Source organism: Yoonia sp. SS1-5, from assembly GCF_038443705.2.
GTDB classification, from domain to species: domain Bacteria; phylum Pseudomonadota; class Alphaproteobacteria; order Rhodobacterales; family Rhodobacteraceae; genus Yoonia; species Yoonia rhodophyticola.
Map to the genome: position 1 here is coordinate 3,200,976 of NZ_CP151767.2, position 20,263 is coordinate 3,221,238.

Sequence of the window (20,263 nt, forward strand, 5' to 3'; positions counted from 1 at the left end):
ATTCTCCATTTGTTCATGTCCCCAACGCGTTGGCCATCATTTGGTTCCACAAAGCGGTGGAACCTTTGATGCGGTCCTGCGTTTGTTGGCGAAGGGATTACACATGAACCACCGCGCGCTGACCACGACCTGTCTGGTCATTCTGACATCTTTGACCGTCTTTGCTGTCCTGCATCAGGCAAAAGACGTGTTTGCACCGATCATTTCGGCACTGCTGTTGGGGGTGGTGTTGACGCCCTTATCCGACCTTTGGGACAGGTTGCGACTGCCACCGGCATTGGCGGCGTTCATTTCGGTGTTTCTGGCGATCCTGTGCATCTCGCTGCTCGTGGTTCTTGCAGAACCCTATGTCAGCCAAGTCATCAGCCAGGCGCCGATCATCTGGGATGAACTGCGTTCCACAATTGACGAATTCAAACGCGTCTTGCGCGGATTGGAGGAAATGTCAGAAGACGTGGCCGAGGCGATTGAGCCAGATGGCAGCGATGCCGAAGCTGCGGAAACCATGACGCTGCCATCCATTACGGATGCGCTGTTTCTTGCGCCGCAATTTGCGGCCCAGTTCTTTATGTTCACGGGGACACTGTATTTCTTCCTGATGACCCGCAATCATATCTATGACTGGTTTAGTGCAACCTTCAAACGCTTTGGCGAGGACGAGTTACGCTATGCCGCGCAAAAGGTGGCCCGCTACGTTCTGACAATCAGTGCGATCAATCTTGGCCTTGGTGTTGTGGTTGCGGCGGTCATGTATGTGATCGGCATGCCATCACCCATCTTGTGGGGGGTTCTGGCCTTTGCCCTGAACTATATTCTGTATCTTGGGCCAATCACCCTGATTGCGACATTGCTGGTGACAGGCATCGTCGTCTTTGATGGGCCAGCCAGCTTTTTGCCTGCAGCGGTCTATCTGGCGATCAATGCAACAGAAGCGCAATTCGTCACGCCCGCACTGGTCGGCCGAAGCCTGTCGGTCAATCCGCTGATGGTGTTCCTGTCATTGGTGTTCTGGTTGTGGCTGTGGGGGCCGATTGGCGGGATCATCGCGATCCCGTTGCTGATCTGGTGCCTTGCAGTCTTTAAGGGGCTGGCGGGTCACACCATTTCCTCAGGCACGCCCGGCAAGTTATACCCGAACGAGGCTGCCGCACCGGCAGAGTGAGGCAGGATAAACCCCTGCCGCTTTTCCGGCGCGGTTTGGGCATTGCGGGCCGCATGAGCCGCCCACGCATCGCAGGCCGTTTTGGTATCAAAGCATGCCGGATCCGCATTGGGGCCAAGCCAGTGGGCAAAGCACCGTTGTTTGAGTTCGGCAACCTCGTCTGTGGTTTCGGTTGCGATCCCGGCCTCGGTATCCCAGCCCATACTGCGCCCGTTCAAATTGGCCGACGACACGATACCGCAGCGATCATCAAAAATAGACACTTTCGCATGCAGATAGACCAACGGTGCGCCGTGATCGGTGGCGCGCCCATCTTCTGTTGTGGTTCGGGGCTGTAGTGGTGACCCGATGAACACACGATCACCAAAGGCGCGCCGGACGATTTCGATACACTTGGTCTGCAAATAGTCGCCATAGGCAACATCGCTGGCCGGTTCATCCTGAAATGCCGCGTCTTCGGCAGCGACGGGCAGGATCACAATCAGGCTGAGCCCCGGTGCTTTCGCCGGACGTTTGGCGAGGTGTCGTGCCAGGTTGCGATCACGAAAGAACTGGCTTTCGAGGTAGATAAGGTCGCGCGCCTGCGAAATCTGCCGGTAGTGCATATCCGCAAGTTCCTGCACCACGTTCCGGGGCGACAGGTAGGGCAGCGATACCTTGCGCCTGGCCGAAATTGTTCGCAGCAGGCGCGTGGTTTTCGTTGGTCGTTTGCCGGCTGTCTGCGCCTGAAAATTGCGCAGATGTGCGGACGCTTCCTGCACAACCGGGCCGTCAACGATCACCTGAACATCGTGCCAGGTCTCTTCCGCGCTTTGGGCGTGATCGGGCGTATCATAGCGCCGCTCATTCAGGTCCAAACCGCCGATATAGAGGCGGTTGTCATCAAACACGGCCAATTTCTGATGGTGGCTCGCAGGGACCAGCGGGGGTGGCGGAAAGAGGCGCGGGGCAGGTCCGCCCACTTTTGATCTGGTCAGCGCCCGAAGCCCGGGGACGTTGTGCAAGGATTCTGATCCATCAAGCGCGTTGCCAAGCTGCTTTATCAGCTTTGGCCAAAGGAACAGACGGGGCAGCAGGCCAACCCGGGCAGGGTGCATTGCCCCTGAGACGTCCAGCAGACTGGGATTTTGCGATGCGGATGCCGCCGCCCGAAGCTTGGCAATACAGGTCCAGGTATAGCGGTGGTTGTCGGGGCGGATGACCGGATCAAAGTCACTGATGGTTAACGTCACCTTGACCCCGCGATCCAGCGTATGCGCGATCAAATCCGACCATGTCCGACCGACCTGCTGCGCGGCAGCGGAACGCAGGGTCGTGTCCGGATCAAAGATGCGAAAACTGGCGATGATCTCGGTCCGGGCGGCCAGAAACTGCTGCTCGAGGGCGGGGAATGCCTCTTGCGCGGTCAGCAATATGTCAAATCGCCTGCCCATCCTATGTTGCCATTAGTAGTCTGCGGCGTCCGGTACAAATTCTGCAATGTCGAACCGGACAGTCATGGTGTAGCTGTCGGCGGTCTGCTCAGTGTCGATCTTGCCACCCAACTGAATGCCGAACGCGTTGATCAGATGGGCACCCAACCCCGTACTTTCAGCTGACGTGGTCCCACCAATCGCGTTGGCCAAGGTCAAGGTGCAGGATGTGCCGGTCTGCCGGAGTGACGCATGCAGCCACGGTTTTTCGGCCGATGACACGCTGAGATATTTCATCGCGTTTGTCATGCCTTCCGCCGCCAATAGGGACAGGGGGACCGCCTGATCGGGGAACAGCAAGACGGGGTCAATACTGGTTTCCACTGTGATTGCATCGCGGTCAGATACGGCCATTTCCAGCGTCTTTTCGACAATGTCAGCAACCAGCGCGCCTGCATCGACCATGCCGCCATTTTGCGACTGATACAGGTCCTTGTGGATCGTGGCGAGGCTGATGATCCGGTCCTGCAGGCGGGACAGAACGGATTTTGTTTCGTCGTGCTGGGCCTCTCGGATTTGCATGTTCATGATCGACGAGATCAGTTGCAGATTGTTTTTGACACGATGATGCACCTCTTTGATCAGCACATTTTTTTCGCGCAACGTATCTTCCAGCCGGGCCTCATCTTGCATGATGTCCTGCGCCATGTTGCTGAAATTTGTGTTCAGCGACAGGAATTCATTTGGCATGGCTGTCGCGTTGACCTCTGCCGGAACCGTACGGTTTTCGGCAAATGCGTCCATATCTTTGCGCAGGCGCGAGATATGCCGCATCACAAGGGTATAGATCGACAACATCGCGACGCTCATACTGGCGACCCACATGAGCACCGGAAACAGTGCTGGCTGGATGAAATTGGCCACACGACCGGCCAGCCCGTCATTTGCGCGCCAGATCCCCATAACAGAGGCTGGGCTGCCCTCGATCGGGACAACGGTGTAGGTCCGGCGGATGCCGTCGCGGTTTGTGGCCCGAAAAGCGGTAGAGGTGGTTGCGGAAAAGCCCGTCAGCGGTCTGGTGGATGGCAGCTCGCCAGCGGCGGTGCTGATATCGGTGCGGGCGGTCAGAATGTCACCTTCGGGACTGAAGGTGATCAGTTCCTCAAGCCCCAGCTCGGTCAGTTCTTCGGTGCTGACCGGCAAGCCGTTATGCGGCACAGACACGCTGATGAACCCGGCAAAGGCCCCGTCAATCGTAAACGGTTCAGAGACGATGAACACCGATTGACCGCTGGCAGGCGCATCCAGATTAACGGTGATCGACCTTTCCTGCGCCGCCATGCGGCGATCAAGGTCGTCCCATTCTGAAAAATCGTAGGTCTGTCCGGTCGAGGCACATGTCATCAGGCCGGATTGCGGCAATATCCCAATAAAGCTGTAGGCATCGTCGTTTTGCACAAAGGGACCCAGCCTTGCGGCACATGTCTCGGGCTGGGCCAGGAAATCACCGGCAATTGACCCGACAAACTGGGCCACGCCAAAGGCCCGCTCGATAATCAATTCTTCGGCCTTTGCCGCGCGGCCTGTGACGGCAAGCAAGGCAAGCTCTGCATCACGCTCGGCTTCGACGGCAACGCGATTGGTCTGGAAAATCGCGACGGCGCCCAGTGGAAAAAGCGCCAATGTCATCAGCAAGACGGTCTGCACCAACAGACCGTTCAGCGCGAGGTATTTCATGAAGAGGGAATTCCGGGGTTGCCCACGACAGCAAGCGTCGCGGTGTCGGTCAGTTCAAGGGCGTCATCGGCATCAAGTTCCAGCAACTCCGTTAGTTTGTTACGCGCGCGGTTGACGCGGCTTTTCATCGTGCCCGTCGCAACACCGCACATTTCTGCCGCGTCATCATACGAAAAGCCCGAGGCACCAACCAGGATCAGCGCTTCGCGATGTTCGTCGGGCAGTTGGTCAAACGCCTGTTTGAAATCCATCATCTGCAACCGCCCGTCATGGTCGGGCTTGACCGCCATCTGATCGGAAAAGGCATTGTCCACGTCGGCCACTTCGCGGTTCAGCTTGCGGCGGCTGGTATAGAAATTGTTCCGCAGGATGGTGAACAACCAGGCGCGCATGTTGGTGCCGGGCTTGAACTTGTCCATATTGGACCAGGCTTTCAGCACGGTATCCTGCATCATGTCGTCGGCGGTTGCACGATTGCGGGTCAGGCTGAGGGCAAAGGCGCGCAACGCTGGCAGATGTGTCACCAGCTCGTCTTTTGGGTCGAGCGCGCTCATTTCTTCGCCTTCAACTCTTCGTCCTGCGCTCGCAGCACGGCCAGCAGATCAACAATTTGATCCGGCATCTCGTCCTTCTCGAGGTCAGAAAAGACCTGCTTGAGGTTTTCGTCAATATATTCAGCGATCTTCGCCTTTTTGGGATCGTCGTTGCTTGCCATGTCGCCCGATTGCCTCATTTCATCAAAAATAACTTAGCCCGATGGGAACTAACGGCGACCCCCTGCGTTTGGTTCCCGAAATAACAGAAAAAAAGGTCAAAAAATGAACCAGACTGAAACGGAGGCGAACTTTTCCGACCTCATTGCAGCGGAATTGCCCTATCTGCGGCGGTATACCAGAGCATTGACCGGCTCGCAGTCCCGCGGCGATAAATATACGGTTGCAACGCTTGAGACGATTTTGAAGGACAGATCGCCGTTCGACAATGACAACCCGGTCAAGGTCAACCTTTTCAAATGCTTCCACGCGATCTGGGTCACATCCGGCCAGCAGTTCGCCGACCCCGAAGACAGCTTGCGCGGCAGGGCGCAAGGGCTACTGGCAAAGCTGACAGCGAACTCGCGCGAGGCGCTGTTGCTGCGCACGATTGAGGAGTTCAGCCTCGATCATATCGCCAAGATCATGGATACTGATGCAGATGAAGTGCGCCGACTGATCAGCGCTGCCAACACTGAATTGGCGACAAGCGTCACCGGGCGGGTCATGATTATCGAGGATGAACCGATTATCGCCGCCGACCTGACCGCAATTGTTAGCGGCTTGGGACATGAGGTAACTGGCGTGGCCCGCACCCATAAAGAGGCGGTCGCGCTTGGCAATGAGAGCGGCGCAGATCTGATCCTGGCGGACATCCAGCTGGCGGATAACTCATCCGGCATCGACGCGGTCAACGACCTGCTTGAGATGATGGATGTGCCGGTGATCTTCATCACCGCCTTCCCTGAGCGGTTGTTGACCGGTGATCGGCCTGAACCGGCCTTTCTGATCTCGAAACCATTCCACGAGGCGCAGGTGCAATCGGCTGTCAGTCAGGCGATGTTCTTTGCGTCAACCGAGACGCTGAAATAAAAAATAGCCCCGCACGCGGTTGGTGCGTGCGGGGCTACGAGGGAATGCAGGGATTGGCGCGATCCGGCAATCTGATGCTGGTCTCACGACAATCCTGCGGGGACATCGGTCGTTAGCTTCGGACTGCGCGCATGATCAGTGTCACCACAAACAGTACCAGGAAGATAAAGAACAGGATTTGCGCGATGCCCGCCGATGCGGATGCGATCCCACCAAATCCAAAGACTGCCGCGATCAGCGCGACGATAAAGAATACGATAGCGTAGTGTAGCATTGAAGATCTCCGTTATAGCGTTTTGCGCCCTCGATCTTTGACGCGGTCTGGCAATAAAACACGCCACTCTCCACTTGGTTCCGAATAATATTCACCGCTTGGCATGGAACGATCTGCGTCGCCGGTCGTTGGGTTATCAACAAGCAATAAAGGAGGCTATCATGGCTGCATCGACCAAAGCACTGAACGGAAAGACGGCAAACCCATCCAGCGAAGATCTCGCGAAACAAATCGAGATTTTGCAGAAAGATCTTGGCCAGTTGACGCAGACTATCGCCGAGATTGGCAAATCGAAAAGTGACGCCGCCGTCTCTGCGACCAAAGCAAAATTGTCCGACGCACGCGATCACGTGGCCGACCAAGCCGAAACCGCGAAACTGCAGGCGATGGAACTGCAGGGTCAGGCAAATGACTTTATCCGCAATCAACCGGCAACCGCGCTGGGCGTTGCAGCCGGTCTTGGTTTCCTCGTCGGCATTATGAGCACGCGGAAATAGGATGTTCGGCATCCGGAAAAAGGCGGCCAAGACCGCAAAGCGCGCAGGGCTCCTGACCGGAGGCCTGCTGCTATGCACGGTGGGTGCCGGGTTTCTGACCCTCGCGGGTTGGTTGGCGCTGGTGCCGATTGTGAGCATGCAGATGACGGCCACGATCATCGCCGCCATCTATTTGGGAATAGGCCTGATCATGATCGGCATCGGCGTGCGCTCTGAAACCGCGGCGGACCAGCCCGTGCATCAGCCACAGGCCGCCGCAGACGGTCCACCGATCTTGCAGGCGTTTATGTATGGCCTTCAAGCGGGGGCGCAGTCGGATCAGACCCGACATTAAGCACCGCCTCGACAATCATATCTGCCGTAAACGGCACACTGACAGACATCGTGGGGAAGCCGGCGTCTACCGGCTCCCCCAGACACATCACGTGGCCGCCACCAGCGACCAGTGATTGCAGGAACGCGAGATCAGTTGGGACGACGAGCTTGCTGTTGATCAGGACGCAGATCAACGCTTGATCACTGATCACAAGACGGCGCGCCTGCGGGACGGATGTCACAATCGAAAGGTCACTTTTGGGGAACACGGTTTTCAATGTGCCCGCCAAATCCATGCTCACGATGGGGTCTGGTTCAATGACAATGAAAGTGCGTTCCACGATATCCTCATTCAACCGTTAACCTTTATCTAATGGCTATCCGGTGGCCGTGCTATAATCTATGACATAGGAGGGAGCAGTAAATTGGCGACGAAATGCGAGAATTGTCCGTTACGCCGCCGCGATGTGTTTGAAGACATGTCCGCCGAAGACGTGCGTTTTATGCAGCGTTTCAAGGTCGGTGAACTGGTCGTGGACCCCGGAACCCCGATCTTGATGGAAGGGTCCAACAGCCCCCAGCTTTTTACAGCCCTGCACGGCATGGGTCTGCGTTACAAATTATTGCCCAACGGCGCGCGTCAGGTTGTCAGCTTGATTTTTCCCGGTGATTTTATCGGCCTTCAGGCCGGCATCATGGGCGAAATGGGCCATTCTGTTGAGGCGACCACCAAAATGACGCTCTGCGTTTTTGATCGCACTGCATTATGGAGCTTTTTCAAAGAGCGGCCAGAGCGGGCGTTTTCACTGACTTGGCTTGCCGCTGTAGAAGAGCATTTCCTGGGCGAGGCGCTGTCAACATTGGGTCAGCGGACTGCATTGCAATCGGTTGCCTGGGCGCTGGCGCGCGTGTTCATCCGCGGGCAGTCGCTGGGCCTCGAGACGGATGGGCAGATGAAATTTCCGTTCAAACAGCAGGACCTGGCCGATGCCCTCGGGTTGTCATTGGTTCATACAAACAAGACACTTGGTCGATTGCGGCAACGGCAATTGGCCCACTGGTCCGACGGTGTGCTGCGCGTAAACGACCTGGCCGGTCTGGCAAAGATCGCCATGCTGGATGATCTGGCACCGCGCCGCCGCCCGATCCTGTAAGCGGGCGATGTATCAGCTGACCGTTTTCAGCCCGAATAGCCGCGAGAATGGGGTGCCACCGCCGGGAATGACGGATTTGCGGCGCGGCTTGGTCGATAAAAGAGGACGCGGCCAGAAAGCTTTGGACATATACCGCCCGCCACTGATGACTGATTTCTTGCGCGACTTCTGCGAGACAAGCTTCATCGGCCAAAACGCACGCGACATGTATCGCCCGCCCGAAATGACCGACCGTTTTTGGCGATGCGCTTTCAGCATGGGCAGGCCAAAGTTCGACGTCACAGGCCCACGGAACTTAAGCTCGTATGGTGAGCTCAGCACACGCGGATGATCTTTCAGGATGCTTTTGCTGTCATGGAACGTTGTTCCCGGAACGAAATAATCCTCCGTCACGCCCGGTGTCTCAACCCCACCGCGCGCTGCCAGCACTTCGCGGGTCAGCTTGGCCGCACCCAATGGCCTGTACGTTGTTCGGACAACCACAAGCGCCTGTCCCCCGTTCAGGGCAGAGACGTAGTGCGATGTGGCGTCATCATTGACCATCGCGCGTTCGAGCCGAGCGGCGTCGACGCCAGCGACAAAAACATCGCATTCCCGCGCCGGGACGCCCTTGAATTGCAGTCTGTCAACCGCATCATGGGCTGACGCTTCGTCCGGAAAAAGTCGGGAAATCACAGTTGTCATGACGTTTCCACTCCTGTTGTTGTCGCGGTGTATGGGGCGGCCACCGAAGTGACAGCGTTTCTGCGGACCAAGGGTATAACGATCAATGCCGCAGCGATGAGGAACAAGATTTCAATCATGAAAACGACGATATAGGGCGTCTCGACCGTGTTTCCAGCCTGCCCCTGAAACCCGACGACGACATCACGCACGATCCCGGCCAGGGCGATACCAATCCCCGCTGCGGTGGCCTGCACGGCACCCCAAGCGCCAAGGGCGAGCCCAATACGGTCCTTGGGGGCTGCGCGCATAGTGGCCGTCAAGGTCGCGTGCCCGAACAGGCCAGCGCCGAACCCTGTGGCAAGGGTTCCTGCAAGAAACAACGCGATGCCACCACCCAATGATGACAAAATAATCGCGGCAAACCCCGGCACGCCAATGATTGTTGCAACCATCGCCAATAGGGCAGGTGATCCGCCATTTCCCAGCACACGCGAGGCAAGTCCGAAGCCCAGCAGCGTGCCTGTGGCAAACAGCGCCGTCAGTTTGGTTGTGTCGGCCACCGACAGACCCAGCGCCTGCCCCCCATAGGGCTCCAGCAGCACATCTGCCATCGCAAAACCAAAGGTCCCCAACCCGATCAGAACCAATAGGCGCATCATGCCCTGACCCCCAAGCAAGGTACGCCAAGCTTGCGAAAAATCGACATGTCGGGCGATCTTCATCGCCTTGGCCCGATCCCTGCAGCGGGCTTCCTGTTTCCACATTGCGGTCAGGTTCAGCAAAGCCGTAACAACCGCGCAGCCCTGAATGACCTGTATCAGCCGCCCAGGGCTGTAATTCTCAAGCAGCGCCCCGAAAACCAGCGCGCTGACAACCATGCCCAGCAAAAGCATGACATACATCAAGCCCACGACCTTTGCCTGATCGTCCTCTGCCACCAGATCCGTGGCCAGCGCCAACCCCACCGTTTGCACGATATGTACGCCGGCCCCCACCATCAGGAACGCCAATCCGGCAGAGCAATATCCGATCCAGCGCGGCGCATCGACCGCGTCGCCGTAACCCGACAACACCAAAAGGGCGAACGGCATCACGGCAAAGCCGCCGAACTGGCACAGCGTGCCTTTCCAGATATAGGGGACCCTGCGCAGCCCCAACGCAGAGACATGGGTGTCCGACTTGTAGCCGATCAACGTGCGGAAAGGGGCAAATACCAATGGAAGCGCCAGCATGCAGGCAACCAGCGTTGCGGGCACTTGTAGTTCGACAATCATGACCCGGTTCAGAGTGCCGATCAGCAACACCAGCGCCATGCCGACCGTCACTTGAAACAGCGACAGCCGTAACAGGCGGGATAGCGGCACGTCATCCGTGGCGACATCGGCAAATGGCAGGTACCTTGGCCCGATAGCTGCCAGCTTGCGGGTCGCAAAGGCGCGATAGTCGAACATCTATCATCTCATTCTCGTGCCAGTTGATGGATTGGCACGCTACGTTCGCAAGAACGGAAAAAAAGGCCCGCCGCAAGATGTGGCGAGCCCGATAAGCATCTATTGGGTGATGGGTATCGCCAGGTTACTGTCATGTGCGGCGGCATGAACCTCGGGCATCTGAAGCACGCCTTTGGTGATTGTTCCATCCGGCAACATGATCGTGACTTCCAGCCCACCATTTTCAAGCGGTGTCACGTAAGACGCGTTTGCCGTTTCCATATCCGGCAATTGCAATTGTGCCGCGGCCATCTTGTCGCCTGTGCCCATTTCGACGCCCGACAGGAAGTCAGACACCCATGATGTGTTGCTGACAACGGCCACATGCACCGCAAATGAACCAAGTGCCACAGCACCAAGGAATACGGGGACGCCAACGCTTGGGTTCACGACCAGCCACATTTTTGCATTATTCATAACTGACCTCCCTTAGCCGAGCCACGGGGTCGCGATTGCGACCAGTACATGAGCAAGCAACGCGATCGCTCCGAAAACGCGGGTGCCGTCGATAAGGTAGCTATGTACCTCTTCGGCCTCCTCCAGGGTCAGGCCTGTTGGCCATACTTTGTCGCCGTCCGCCATGTGAATTCCTCCTACGCGGTGTTTGGTGAAGCGACTCTTCCCGAATCGTCTGGGCCTAAAGTAGCCGCACTGGATCGTCCTATATGCGTCACTGTGTCACATATTATGGACATTATCAACTGTAACACAAAGTTGACACTTTGGCGGATGGGAAGGCGGCGCGGCCGACACCCTTGCCCCGCCTTCGTTACAGCGCCGTCGCTTAATGTCCCGGTTTTTCGCCTTACAAAAATCAGGGGCTATGCCATATGTGTTTTCTCAAGCGCTGATGGGGCGATGGCATGACGAAAAAGTACACAGCGGCGCATTGGGGCGCCTACGAGGCGCGGGGGTTCGGCGCCGATGCGGAACTGGCCCCATTGCCGCGCGATCCGCACCCCTCGACGATTGGCGAGGGCTGGCTGGACGCCATGCAGGACAACGGCGTCAGGATCGCCCGCCCCGCGGTCCGCAAGGGCTGGCTGACAAAGCGGGACAGACAGCGTGCGGGTGACGCGGAATTTGTCGAACTGCCATGGGACGAGGCGCTTGATCTGACAGCGGGCGAACTTCAACGGGTGATTGATACCCACGGGAATGCAGGGATTTTTGCGGGGTCTTACGGTTGGGCATCAGCCGGACGGTTCCACCACGCTCAATCGCAATTGCGCCGTTTTCTCAATACGATTGGCGGATATGTCACGGCGAAGAACACCTATTCGCATGCGGCCGCCGAGGTATTGTGGCCCCATGTGATAGGGCAAACAAACCGGACATTTCAGGATGGCGTGACCAGCTGGCCGCTGGTCGCAGACCATTGCGAGCTTTTGGTCGCATTCGGTGGCATCTCCAAACGGGCGGCACAGGTGGCATCATCTGGCACGACCATGCACCAGACACAGGATTGGCTGGACCGTGCAGCAAAAAACGGATGCCGGATCGTGAATGTCTCGCCACTGGAAAGCGATATGGCGCACCATATGCATGCCGAATGGATAGGGCCGCGGCCGGGGACCGACACGGCGCTGATCCTCGCACTGGCGCATGAAACATTCAGCAACGGCTGGGCTGACCGCAAATTTCTGCAGCGGTGCACCCATGGAGCCGAGGCGTTCGAGGCCTATGTCATGGGCGTTGATGGAACCCCCAAGACGGCTGATTGGGCCGCCACGATCTGTGATCTGCCGGCCGACCGCATTCGGGAACTGGCCGCAAGGATGGCCAAGCACCGCACGATGATCAGCATGTCATGGTCCATGCAGCGTTGCGATCATGGCGAGTTGACGATCTGGGCAGGTCTTTCGCTGGCCTGTGTTCTTGGGCAGATCGGACAACCCGGCACGGGGTTTGCGTTCGGATATGGCTCGACAGAGCCGGTGGGACGTCCGCATCGCCTGATCAACTGGCCGTCCGTGCCGCAGGGGCAAAACCCGGTTGATGATTTCATCCCGGTTGCCCGTATTGCGGATATGCTGGAACAGCCCGGCGGCGCCTATACCTATGACGGGGATCACAGAACCTATCCTGACGCAAAACTGGTCTGGTGGTCAGGGGGAAACCCGTTTCACCACCATCAGGATTTGCAGCGGCTGGACCGTCTGTGGCGAAAGCCCGAAACAGTTGTGGTCATGGATCACAGTTGGACGGCGACGGCCCGCCGGGCCGATATTGTCCTGCCCACGACATCGGCGTTGGAGCGTGACGATCTGATGATCAACCGCCGCGACACGGCGCTTGTCTATATGTCAGCGATCATGCCGCCCTTTGGACAGGCGCGTGATGATTATGAGATTTGTGCAGGCCTGGCCGAACGGATGGGAACACATGCTGCATTTACCCAAGGCAGGACCGCCCGGGACTGGCTGACATGGTTATGGGATGGCTGTGAAAGCGTCGCTACCGCAAATGGGTTCACATTGCCGGATTTCGAAACGTTCCAGCAAAACGGAATATGCGACATCCCTGCCAGCGATGAAACGCGCATTCATCTGTCAGACTTCGTTGCGGATCCCGTCGCGCATCCCTGCAACACGCCCAGTGGCAAGATAGAACTGAAAAGTGAGGCGATTGCAGCGATGCAGCTGGCAGATTGTCCACCGATTGCAGCCTGGCAAGAACCGGTGGAATGGTTGGGCGACGCGGCCCCGGGGCAGCTTCATCTGGTATCGGGACAACCCAATACCCGGCTTCATGCCCAGAATGACAATGGGCGGGCATCGCGGGCTGAGAAAATCCAGGGTCGCGAACCCTGTATCCTGCACCCGGACACCGCCCGGGCGCATGGGGTGAGTGCAGGTGATATTGCGCTGGTCGAAAATGCGCGCGGTGGCTGTCTTGTTGGCGTGACGTTGTCTGAAAAGATCCGGCCGGACTGCATCTGGATCGCAACGGGCGCATGGCTTGACCTGCGGGTCATTGACGGTGCGGCGATCTGCATTCACGGCAACCCCAATATGCTGACATATGACAAAGGATCGACCGGCCTTAGCCAAGGTAACATCGCGCATACGGCACTTGTTAAGTTGCGGAAATGGGACAAGCCGCTGCCGGCCATCACCGTGCACGCGCCTCCGCCACTGTCCTAGATCCTGTCGGCGTCCGCTACGGGTTCAGGGCGGTATACTGCTTGAATTGATCCACGACCGCTTGCGCATCGACGTCGATGCAGACCTTGCACAGGCGTCCCTCGCCATCAGAACGCCGGACCATCTGACCAACAGCCTCGCCCGAGGTGACGACGCCAAGTCTTACGTCCTTGACGCTGAAATGGGCAGGTGTGTCGCAGGCCACGACAGCGGCCGGATCATGCAGGTAACAATGCAGTTTCCCACTGACGGTCTGATAGAACCGCATGTAGAAGTCGCCGATCTGCTGCAGGAATGCGCCGGTTTCGGGGGCTGCGTTTGCAAGATCTGCGAAATCCTGCGGGACAAAGGCGATCTTGGTTGTGACATCCAGCCCGACGACCACAACCTCGCCGCCGCCGGGGGCATTCAGGACGATATCTGCCGCATGGGGATCGTTCCAGAAATTGGCCTCTGCATGGGGGGTGATATTGCCGCCAGCATCAAGTGAACCACCCATGATCACAAGACGTTTCAGGTTTCCAATGAAGTCCGGATCGGCGGTCACCGCCTTGGCGATATTCGTCAGCGGTCCAATCGCGCAGATCGTAAAAACACCCGGATTTTCGCGAGCCATGCGGAGCAGGAAATCAACCGCATCGCCGGCGGGTTCGGGGGGTTCGGTCATGTCCGTCTGAACATCGCCAAACCCGTGTGGTCCATGAACATGGTCGCTTGGACGATTGGGAACGATCTGAAGCGGTTTGTCGGAACCCTGATACACTTCGGTCCTGGCCTTTGACATTTGCGTCAGCCACAATGCGTTCCGGGTCGCGTCATCCGTTGTCACATTACCAAAAACGGTTGTCAGCGCGACCAGATCAATATCCGGATGGGCATGGGCGTAGAAATAGGCCATCGCGTCATCAATCCCGGGATCGGTGTCAATAATCAGCTTCATGCGATGGTCCTTGTCGTCATCTGCGCAGGTGTTGATCTGCTATGTGAACTAATGTGACCCGGCTTTACAGCATGTTTCCACAAAAAAAAACGGATCCCCGTGAGGACCCGGTTTGTTGTTTGTATGGGCGGGTGGTTACCCGCCGCAGTTTATGCCTTGCCTTTCCAAGGCACCAGAAGCCGTTCGGCCCAGCGCATCAGCATGTCGATGCCAAAGCCGATCACCCCAATCAGGATGATCCCGAGGATCACGAGGTCGGTGTTCTGGAAGCGTGAGGCGACCATGATCATCATCCCCGCACCCTGTTCCGCTGCAACCAGTTCGGCGGCAACAACCGTGCCCCAGCAGACCCCCATGGCCACACGGGCCCCGGTAAAGATCTCGGGTAGCGAGTTGGGGATAATCACGTAGCGCATGATCTGCCACTTGCTTGCGCCCAGTGAATAGGCCGCATGCACCTTGGAGATATTAACCCCCGACACACCTGACCGGGCCGCGATGGCCATGATCCACAAGGCCGCGAGGAACAGCAGGATAATCTTGCCGGTTTCGCCGATACCGAACCAGATGATCACAAGCGGGATCAAGGCCAGTGGTGGTACAGGGCGCATGAATTCCACGATGGGATCAAACCATCCCCGGAACCAGTTGCTAAGCCCCATTGCATAACCCAGCGGGATGCCGACCATCGCGCCAAGGATAAACCCGGCGACCACGCGGAACAAAGAGTATCCGAGGTGCTGCAAAAGGGTGAAACCACGGAAACCTTCCTGCACGACAGTGATGGTCCGTGCCCAGACCTCTTCGGGTGGGGGCAGATAAAGTGGTTCCATCTGCCAGCCCCTGTAAGGCGCGATATTCGGCGTTCCCTTGTCAGACAATGTGACAGTCCCGTTCTCGATCTGGACGGTTTCACCGGGTGCGATAGGCTGCCCGTTGATCGCCACAACATTGGCACCTTCGCTTTTCGAGATGTCGTCATTCGCGTCCACCCGGACCAGACCGGTGCGCCATTCAGGAATGGCAGAGGAGTCGTTTTTGGCAAAGCCGTCGCCGGGATCAACCTCGGGCGCGTCAGTATCCGTTTCACGTGGGTGGATCACCACAGTCACGGTCGCGTCGTCAGTTTCGCCATTCGCCTCGGCCGTATAGGTAAATTCCAGCGTCCCCAGAAAAGGTGCCGGGGCGTGCAGGAATTTGGGCAGCAGCGAGGACCCCGTGAACATCCCCCAGATCAGGAAGATTGTCAGGATCGACACGATCCCAGCGATCCGGTTGGGGCGTACCGCGCTTTCGTCCCCGAATGTCACGGTCTTGAGCGATGTGTAATCCTTGACCGTCGCCCGATGAATGACCTTGGTCACGATCAGGAAGGCACCGACAAAGATGGCAATATAAATGAATAGAACGAAAAATCCGGTCATGATGCGTTCTCCGTCCGGCCCATGATTTCCTCTTCCATGTCCCAGATCATCGACAAAATCTCATCGCGTTTGGGTCCGAAATCGGGGTGTTTCTTTACTTCACGCAGGTCAGCGCCTACGCCCATCTCGGCAAATGGCAGTTGGTATTCCTTGTGAATACGTCCGGGCCGGGGGGCCATCACGATCAACCGCTCGCCCAGCAACAGGGCTTCTTCAACCGAGTGGGTGATCAGAATGATCGTCTTGCCTGTCTCTTTCCATAGCTTCAGCACAAGGCTTTGCATCTTTTCGCGGGTCAGCGCGTCAAGCGCGCCAAGCGGTTCGTCCATCAGGATCACGTCCGGATCATTGGCCAGACACCGGGCCAGGGCCACACGCTGTTGCATGCCGCCGGACAGTTCATAGACAGCCTTTTCCTTGAAATCCTGCAGGCCGACAACGTCCAGCAGGTGATCAACGATTTCGCGCTTCTCGCCGTTGGGCATCCCCTTCATGGAAGGGCCAAAGCCCACGTTTTCACGCACGGACATCCATTCAAACAGTGCGCCCTTCTGGAACACCATCCCACGTTCTGCATCAGGACCGGTGATTTCGTGTCCGTTCAGCATCAGTTTGCCGCTGGTCTGCGCAAGAAATCCTGCCAGAATATTCAAAAGCGTCGTTTTCCCGCACCCTGACGGGCCAAGCACGCTCATCAATTCCCCTGGCTTCAAGTCAAGCGAGACGTTTTCCAATGCTTGCACTGCTGACCCGTTGGGCAGGTCAAACCGCATTGATATGTCATGTAAGGAAAGCCCAGACATCTGTTCCCCTTCCATCCCTGTTGTTATGTTTTTTTGGCTAGGTGCATCCGTATTATTCCCGAATGCTGGAAGAAATCGGGCGCGGAGATTAATCCGCGCCCGACCTGGACTTTACATGTCTTTGGCTGCTTCCAGCGGACCGGTATTGATCGCGTCCTCATAGCTGTCGAGCGCGGAGTCGATGGACCCTGCTTCGACGAAGACGTCCGCTACACCCTTCAGGAATGGTGCCGCGTTACCGCCGAACCAACCAGCAGAAAGCTGCTCTTCAATGGTTGGGAACTTCATGGTTGCGATGGCGCCCTTGGCAGCGTCCAGATCCATGCCGGCCTCGTTTGCGATGATGCTCAGCAATTCGTCGTTGGGGTTTGCAGCCCATTCGGCGTTTGCGTCAGCAGTCACTTTGAGGAACTTGGCAACAACATCGCCATTTTCAGCGATGTAGTCGGCAGGTGCAGATGTCACGTCGAACACCAGAATGCCCAGCTCTTCCTTTTCAGGGCCAGTCAAAAGCACGTTGCCATGCTCGCGCATGCTGGTCAGACCACCGCCATAGCCACAGGCAAAATCAACGGCTTTCTGGCCCAGTGCGTTTGCACCTTCTGGCGGAGGCATGTCCACGATGGACAGGCTGGCCAGATCAACACCGAAGTGGTCCATCTGACGCAGGAAGCCGTAATGCGCAGCTGTACCAAGTGGGACCGCAACTTTCTTGCCGGCCAGTTCACTTGCGGAATCCTTGTCGATTTCCAGATCCGAATGCACAACGCAGTTGTCATTGTCAGAGTAGCTGACCGCAACGTCGACGATCTGCAGGTCCTGGCCGCCGGATGTGGCAACAACGAAAGGTGGAACACCCTGCGACAGTGCGATCTGCACGTCACCCGAGGCCATTGCGGCGCTCATCGCGGTTCCGGTTTCGAAGGAAACCCAGTTCACTTTCATGCCAAGCGCTTCGTCATAAGCGCCGGATGCTTTGGCCGCCATCATCGGCATTGGCCATTCCAGGAAGTAGGCAACGGTGATTTCACCGTGGCCATCCGCCGTTGCGGCGGTGCCTGTCATCGCGGCGGCTGCAGCCATAACAAATGCACATGTAGTTTTTTTGATCATTTTTATCCCCTGTTGTGGTGTCGTCCACCTGGTAGTTTCATTTTACGAAACTTGTATTTCGCAAAATGAGATTAGAAATCGAATCACGGCGTCGTCAATCCCTTTTTTGCCGATACCGCTTCGCGACACGACTATGGATGGCCGAAATCTGATTTGAAAGGCAAAATCCTATATTTCTGGATCATCTAAGATGCTGCGATCATGGACATGTGTTGCCGCACGTTGTTTTAAGGTGCGATGTCTGGCCGGTAAAATCTTAGGTTGAAAAGCGTGCCGTTATATAACTCATTTGGTGTGCCGACGACCGCACGCACGTCTGATCCGCGCGGAATCATCGCCTGCAATGATCACGTCATTGTCAGGTGTCGTCCGGGTCTACATAGTTCTGCGGGTCGTAAATGACGAAAAATTCATAGTAGCAATAGGCAGCCACGGCACCAAACATCACGGCCCATCCGGGGTTCCCGTTCAACAGTTCGAACAGCGCCCAGCCGACCGTCACCGCAACGGTCAGAACGCGCCGGATCTGCGGCGCGAAAAAAGGGTGACGCAGGTCGAACAGCTTTCGCATGGGCGGCTTTCATTCTCTATTTGGCGGACCGGGGCTACAGCCCGCGATCTACAAACCCTATCCCAGAACCTCTGAGACCGCCACTGCGCGCCCGGTTTCCACCGATTTGACTGCCGCATCTGCCAGGGCGAGGGCCATCATGCCGTCGTGACCGGTGGGTGTCATGGCACTGCCGCTTTGCAAGGCAGCTACAAATGACGCAATTTCAGCGGCGTAAGCATCCAGATAGCGGGACATGAAGAAATCAAGCAGTGGCGGGGTCTGATATCCCGCTGCATTGGCGATCTCGATCCGCGATCTTTTGTGGTTCTCCACCGAAACGGACCCCTCGGATCCGTGAACCTCGATCCGCTGATCATAGCCATAGGTAGCGCGGCGTGAATTGGTGATTGTGCATTGGGCCCCGCTTGGGGTCGTCAGAACCACGTTTGCACTGTCAAAGTCACCGGCAGCCCCGATGGCCGGATCAACAAGGTTGGATGTGGCCGCATAGACCGTGACGATGTCTTCATCCAGCAACCAGCGGGCCACATCAAAGTCGTGGATCGTCATATCCCGGAATATCCCGCCGGAGCGTTCAATATAGGACACAGGCGGCGCGCCCGGATCGCGTGACGTCAGCGTGACCATTTCAACCTTGCCGATTTCGCCCCGGTTAATGGCCTCTTTCAGGGCCAGAAAATCGGGGTCGAACCGGCGCTGAAACCCAACCATCAGCTTGGCATTCTGTGCCGTGACTGTTTGCAGGCAGGTTTTGACGCGGTCGAGCGACAGATCGACAGGCTTTTCGCAAAAGATCGCCTTGCCCGCCTTGGCAAACTGCTCGATCAGGTCTGCATGCGTGTCAGTGGGGGTGCAGATGACGACCGCGTCAATATCATCTGCCGCAGCGATTGCATCAATTGTGCGGATATCGCCGCCATAGGCATCCTGGACGGCCTTTGCGGCCTGTGCCATCGGATCGGCGACTGCCTGCAATGATGCACCGTCCACGGATGCGATGGCCCGCGCGTGCACCTGCCCAATCCGTCCTGCGCCCAGAACGCCAAATCTGACCGTCATGTCTTGTCTTCCTTATTCTTGATTGTCCGGGTGGGACGCGCCATCAACCGGGCGCGTCACCATCGGGCATTTGGCTGATCGCGATCAGGCGTTTTCCACGTCATATTCAGGTTGCGTTTTTGCACCCGTGATATAGGATACGACATCCTCGCCATTGGTCTCGCTTTTGTGCAGGTTGGCCGCGATACGTCCGCGCCGGAACACGATGATCCGGTCAACCAGATCAAAAACCTGCCGCATGTTGTGACTGACAAGGATCAGGCTTTCGCCCTGTTCCTTGAGGGTCCTGATGATATTCTCAACCTGTGCCGTTTCCTGCACCCCGAGTGCGGCTGTCGGTTCATCCATAATGGTCAGTTTGGACGCAAAGGTTGCTGTCCGCGCGATCGCCACACATTGCCGTTGTCCGCCGGACATGTTGGCGATGGTGTTCTTGATATTCGGGATTTTCACACCGGTCTTGACCAGTCCGGCCAGCGTGTCCTCGCGCATTGACTTGTAGTCGAGCCTGCGGAATGGCCCCAGCCAGTTCCACATCGTCTTTTCGCGGCCCAAGAACAGATTGTCGGGGACATTCAGATCGTCGGCCAGCGCCAGGGTCTGGAACACGGTTTCAATACCTGCCTCGCGGGCCTCAAGCGGGCCAGCAAAGTTCACCTCGGCACCGTCAAAGACAACGGTGCCGCGGGTGCGTTGTTCAACGCCGGTGACCTGCCGCACAAAGGTTGATTTGCCAGCGCCATTGTCACCCATGATTGCCACATGCTCGCCCTTTTGCAGGACGAAATTGGCATCCTCCAGCGCGTGAACACCGCCGTAATGCTTGGTCAGGCCTTTGGTTTCCAAAATGATATCGGACATCTCTGTTGCCT

23 protein-coding genes are annotated in these 20,263 nt (G+C 57.2%); 6 read left to right on the forward strand and 17 right to left on the reverse strand.

Features of this window, described 5'->3' with window-relative positions; translation table 11 throughout:
- Positions 1–103 precede the first annotated feature (103 nt).
- Positions 104–1,162, forward strand: coding sequence for an AI-2E family transporter (locus AABB31_RS17205; protein ID WP_342076981.1), 1,059 nt, complete (start codon positions 104–106; stop codon positions 1,160–1,162).
- Here AABB31_RS17205 and AABB31_RS17210 read toward each other — a convergent pair.
- The 4 genes from AABB31_RS17210 to AABB31_RS17225 are packed head-to-tail and all read right to left on the reverse strand — an operon-like array spanning position 1,096 to position 5,026.
- The gene (locus AABB31_RS17210) at positions 1,096–2,595 is read right to left on the reverse strand and encodes a phospholipase D family protein (RefSeq protein ID WP_342076980.1); all 1,500 of its coding nucleotides are present in this window, start codon (positions 2,593–2,595) and stop codon (positions 1,096–1,098) included. The genes AABB31_RS17205 and AABB31_RS17210 overlap by 67 nt on opposite strands.
- Before the next feature lie 12 nt (positions 2,596–2,607).
- Positions 2,608–4,311 carry a sensor histidine kinase gene (locus AABB31_RS17215; RefSeq protein WP_342076979.1) on the reverse strand — a complete coding sequence of 568 codons (1,704 nt, stop codon included), beginning with the start codon at positions 4,309–4,311 and terminating at the stop codon, positions 2,608–2,610.
- The gene (locus AABB31_RS17220) at positions 4,308–4,865 is read right to left on the reverse strand and encodes an RNA polymerase sigma factor (protein ID WP_342076978.1); all 558 of its coding nucleotides are present in this window, start codon (positions 4,863–4,865) and stop codon (positions 4,308–4,310) included. The genes AABB31_RS17215 and AABB31_RS17220 overlap by 4 nt, the downstream gene beginning before the upstream one ends.
- Positions 4,862–5,026 carry a NepR family anti-sigma factor gene (locus tag AABB31_RS17225; protein WP_342076977.1) on the reverse strand — a complete coding sequence of 55 codons (165 nt, stop codon included), beginning with the start codon at positions 5,024–5,026 and terminating at the stop codon, positions 4,862–4,864. Before AABB31_RS17225 ends, AABB31_RS17220 begins: the two co-directional genes overlap by 4 nt.
- 103 nt (positions 5,027–5,129) lie before the next feature.
- Here AABB31_RS17225 and AABB31_RS17230 point away from each other — a divergent pair, with 103 nt between their 5' ends.
- Positions 5,130–5,936, forward strand: coding sequence for a response regulator (locus tag AABB31_RS17230; RefSeq protein WP_342076976.1), 807 nt, complete (start codon positions 5,130–5,132; stop codon positions 5,934–5,936).
- Between the two features lie 112 nt (positions 5,937–6,048).
- Here the strand turns inward: AABB31_RS17230 and AABB31_RS17235 are convergent, their stop codons facing one another.
- Positions 6,049–6,210 (reverse strand): DUF1328 domain-containing protein, encoded by a 162-nt coding sequence (locus tag AABB31_RS17235; protein WP_342076975.1) that lies wholly within the window; start codon positions 6,208–6,210, stop codon positions 6,049–6,051.
- Between the two features lie 161 nt (positions 6,211–6,371).
- On the opposite strand from AABB31_RS17235, the gene AABB31_RS17240 reads away from it, so the two are divergent.
- Together AABB31_RS17240 and AABB31_RS17245 are read left to right on the forward strand one after the other, a co-directional pair.
- Positions 6,372–6,707: a DUF883 domain-containing protein gene (locus AABB31_RS17240; protein ID WP_342076974.1), complete on the forward strand. Its 336-nt coding sequence runs from the start codon at positions 6,372–6,374 to the stop codon at positions 6,705–6,707.
- A gap of 1 nt (position 6,708) precedes the next feature.
- A complete protein-coding gene (locus AABB31_RS17245; RefSeq protein WP_342076973.1) occupies positions 6,709–7,041 on the forward strand; it encodes a phage holin family protein in 333 nt (110 codons plus the stop codon).
- On the opposite strand, the gene AABB31_RS17250 is transcribed toward AABB31_RS17245, so the two are convergent.
- Positions 6,992–7,363, reverse strand: a complete 372-nt coding sequence (locus AABB31_RS17250) for a hypothetical protein (RefSeq protein ID WP_342076972.1) — start codon at positions 7,361–7,363, stop codon at positions 6,992–6,994. The genes AABB31_RS17245 and AABB31_RS17250 overlap by 50 nt on opposite strands.
- A gap of 84 nt (positions 7,364–7,447) precedes the next feature.
- Here AABB31_RS17250 and AABB31_RS17255 point away from each other — a divergent pair, with 84 nt between their 5' ends.
- Positions 7,448–8,176 carry a Crp/Fnr family transcriptional regulator gene (locus AABB31_RS17255; RefSeq protein ID WP_342076971.1) on the forward strand — a complete coding sequence of 243 codons (729 nt, stop codon included), beginning with the start codon at positions 7,448–7,450 and terminating at the stop codon, positions 8,174–8,176.
- A 12-nt stretch (positions 8,177–8,188) separates the two neighbouring features.
- Here AABB31_RS17255 and AABB31_RS17260 read toward each other — a convergent pair whose 3' ends face one another.
- From AABB31_RS17260 to pufB, 4 genes are all read right to left on the reverse strand, one after another.
- On the reverse strand, positions 8,189–8,860 hold the full coding sequence (locus AABB31_RS17260) for a hypothetical protein (RefSeq protein ID WP_342076970.1): 672 nt from the start codon (positions 8,858–8,860) through the stop codon (positions 8,189–8,191).
- Positions 8,857–10,293 carry a PucC family protein gene (locus tag AABB31_RS17265; protein ID WP_342076969.1) on the reverse strand — a complete coding sequence of 479 codons (1,437 nt, stop codon included), beginning with the start codon at positions 10,291–10,293 and terminating at the stop codon, positions 8,857–8,859. The genes AABB31_RS17260 and AABB31_RS17265 overlap by 4 nt, the downstream gene beginning before the upstream one ends.
- Positions 10,294–10,392: 99 nt before the next feature.
- A complete protein-coding gene (locus AABB31_RS17270; protein WP_342076968.1) occupies positions 10,393–10,749 on the reverse strand; it encodes a light-harvesting protein in 357 nt (118 codons plus the stop codon).
- Between the two features lie 12 nt (positions 10,750–10,761).
- On the reverse strand, positions 10,762–10,914 hold the full coding sequence (gene pufB, locus AABB31_RS17275) for a light-harvesting antenna LH1, beta subunit (RefSeq protein ID WP_342076967.1): 153 nt from the start codon (positions 10,912–10,914) through the stop codon (positions 10,762–10,764).
- A 281-nt stretch (positions 10,915–11,195) separates the two neighbouring features.
- Between pufB and AABB31_RS17280 the strand changes: the two genes are divergently transcribed.
- Complete coding sequence (locus tag AABB31_RS17280; protein ID WP_373635065.1) at positions 11,196–13,478, forward strand: molybdopterin-dependent oxidoreductase; 2,283 nt, start codon at positions 11,196–11,198, stop codon at positions 13,476–13,478.
- Positions 13,479–13,494: 16 nt separating this feature from the next.
- Here AABB31_RS17280 and AABB31_RS17285 read toward each other — a convergent pair whose 3' ends face one another.
- From AABB31_RS17285 to AABB31_RS17315, 7 genes are all read right to left on the reverse strand, one after another.
- Positions 13,495–14,418 carry a nucleoside hydrolase gene (locus tag AABB31_RS17285; protein WP_373635067.1) on the reverse strand — a complete coding sequence of 308 codons (924 nt, stop codon included), beginning with the start codon at positions 14,416–14,418 and terminating at the stop codon, positions 13,495–13,497.
- A gap of 149 nt (positions 14,419–14,567) precedes the next feature.
- Complete coding sequence (locus AABB31_RS17290; RefSeq protein ID WP_342076963.1) at positions 14,568–15,842, reverse strand: ABC transporter permease subunit; 1,275 nt, start codon at positions 15,840–15,842, stop codon at positions 14,568–14,570.
- On the reverse strand, positions 15,839–16,645 hold the full coding sequence (locus AABB31_RS17295; protein ID WP_342076962.1) for an ABC transporter ATP-binding protein: 807 nt from the start codon (positions 16,643–16,645) through the stop codon (positions 15,839–15,841). Before AABB31_RS17295 ends, AABB31_RS17290 begins: the two co-directional genes overlap by 4 nt.
- A gap of 111 nt (positions 16,646–16,756) precedes the next feature.
- Positions 16,757–17,758, reverse strand: a complete 1,002-nt coding sequence (locus AABB31_RS17300) for an ABC transporter substrate-binding protein (RefSeq protein WP_342076961.1) — start codon at positions 17,756–17,758, stop codon at positions 16,757–16,759.
- A gap of 358 nt (positions 17,759–18,116) precedes the next feature.
- A complete protein-coding gene (locus tag AABB31_RS17305; RefSeq protein WP_342076960.1) occupies positions 18,117–18,329 on the reverse strand; it encodes a hypothetical protein in 213 nt (70 codons plus the stop codon).
- Between the two features lie 57 nt (positions 18,330–18,386).
- A complete protein-coding gene (gene iolG, locus AABB31_RS17310; RefSeq protein WP_342076959.1) occupies positions 18,387–19,391 on the reverse strand; it encodes an inositol 2-dehydrogenase in 1,005 nt (334 codons plus the stop codon).
- Positions 19,392–19,475: 84 nt separating this feature from the next.
- A complete protein-coding gene (locus AABB31_RS17315; RefSeq protein ID WP_342076958.1) occupies positions 19,476–20,252 on the reverse strand; it encodes an ATP-binding cassette domain-containing protein in 777 nt (258 codons plus the stop codon).
- Positions 20,253–20,263 lie beyond the last annotated feature (11 nt).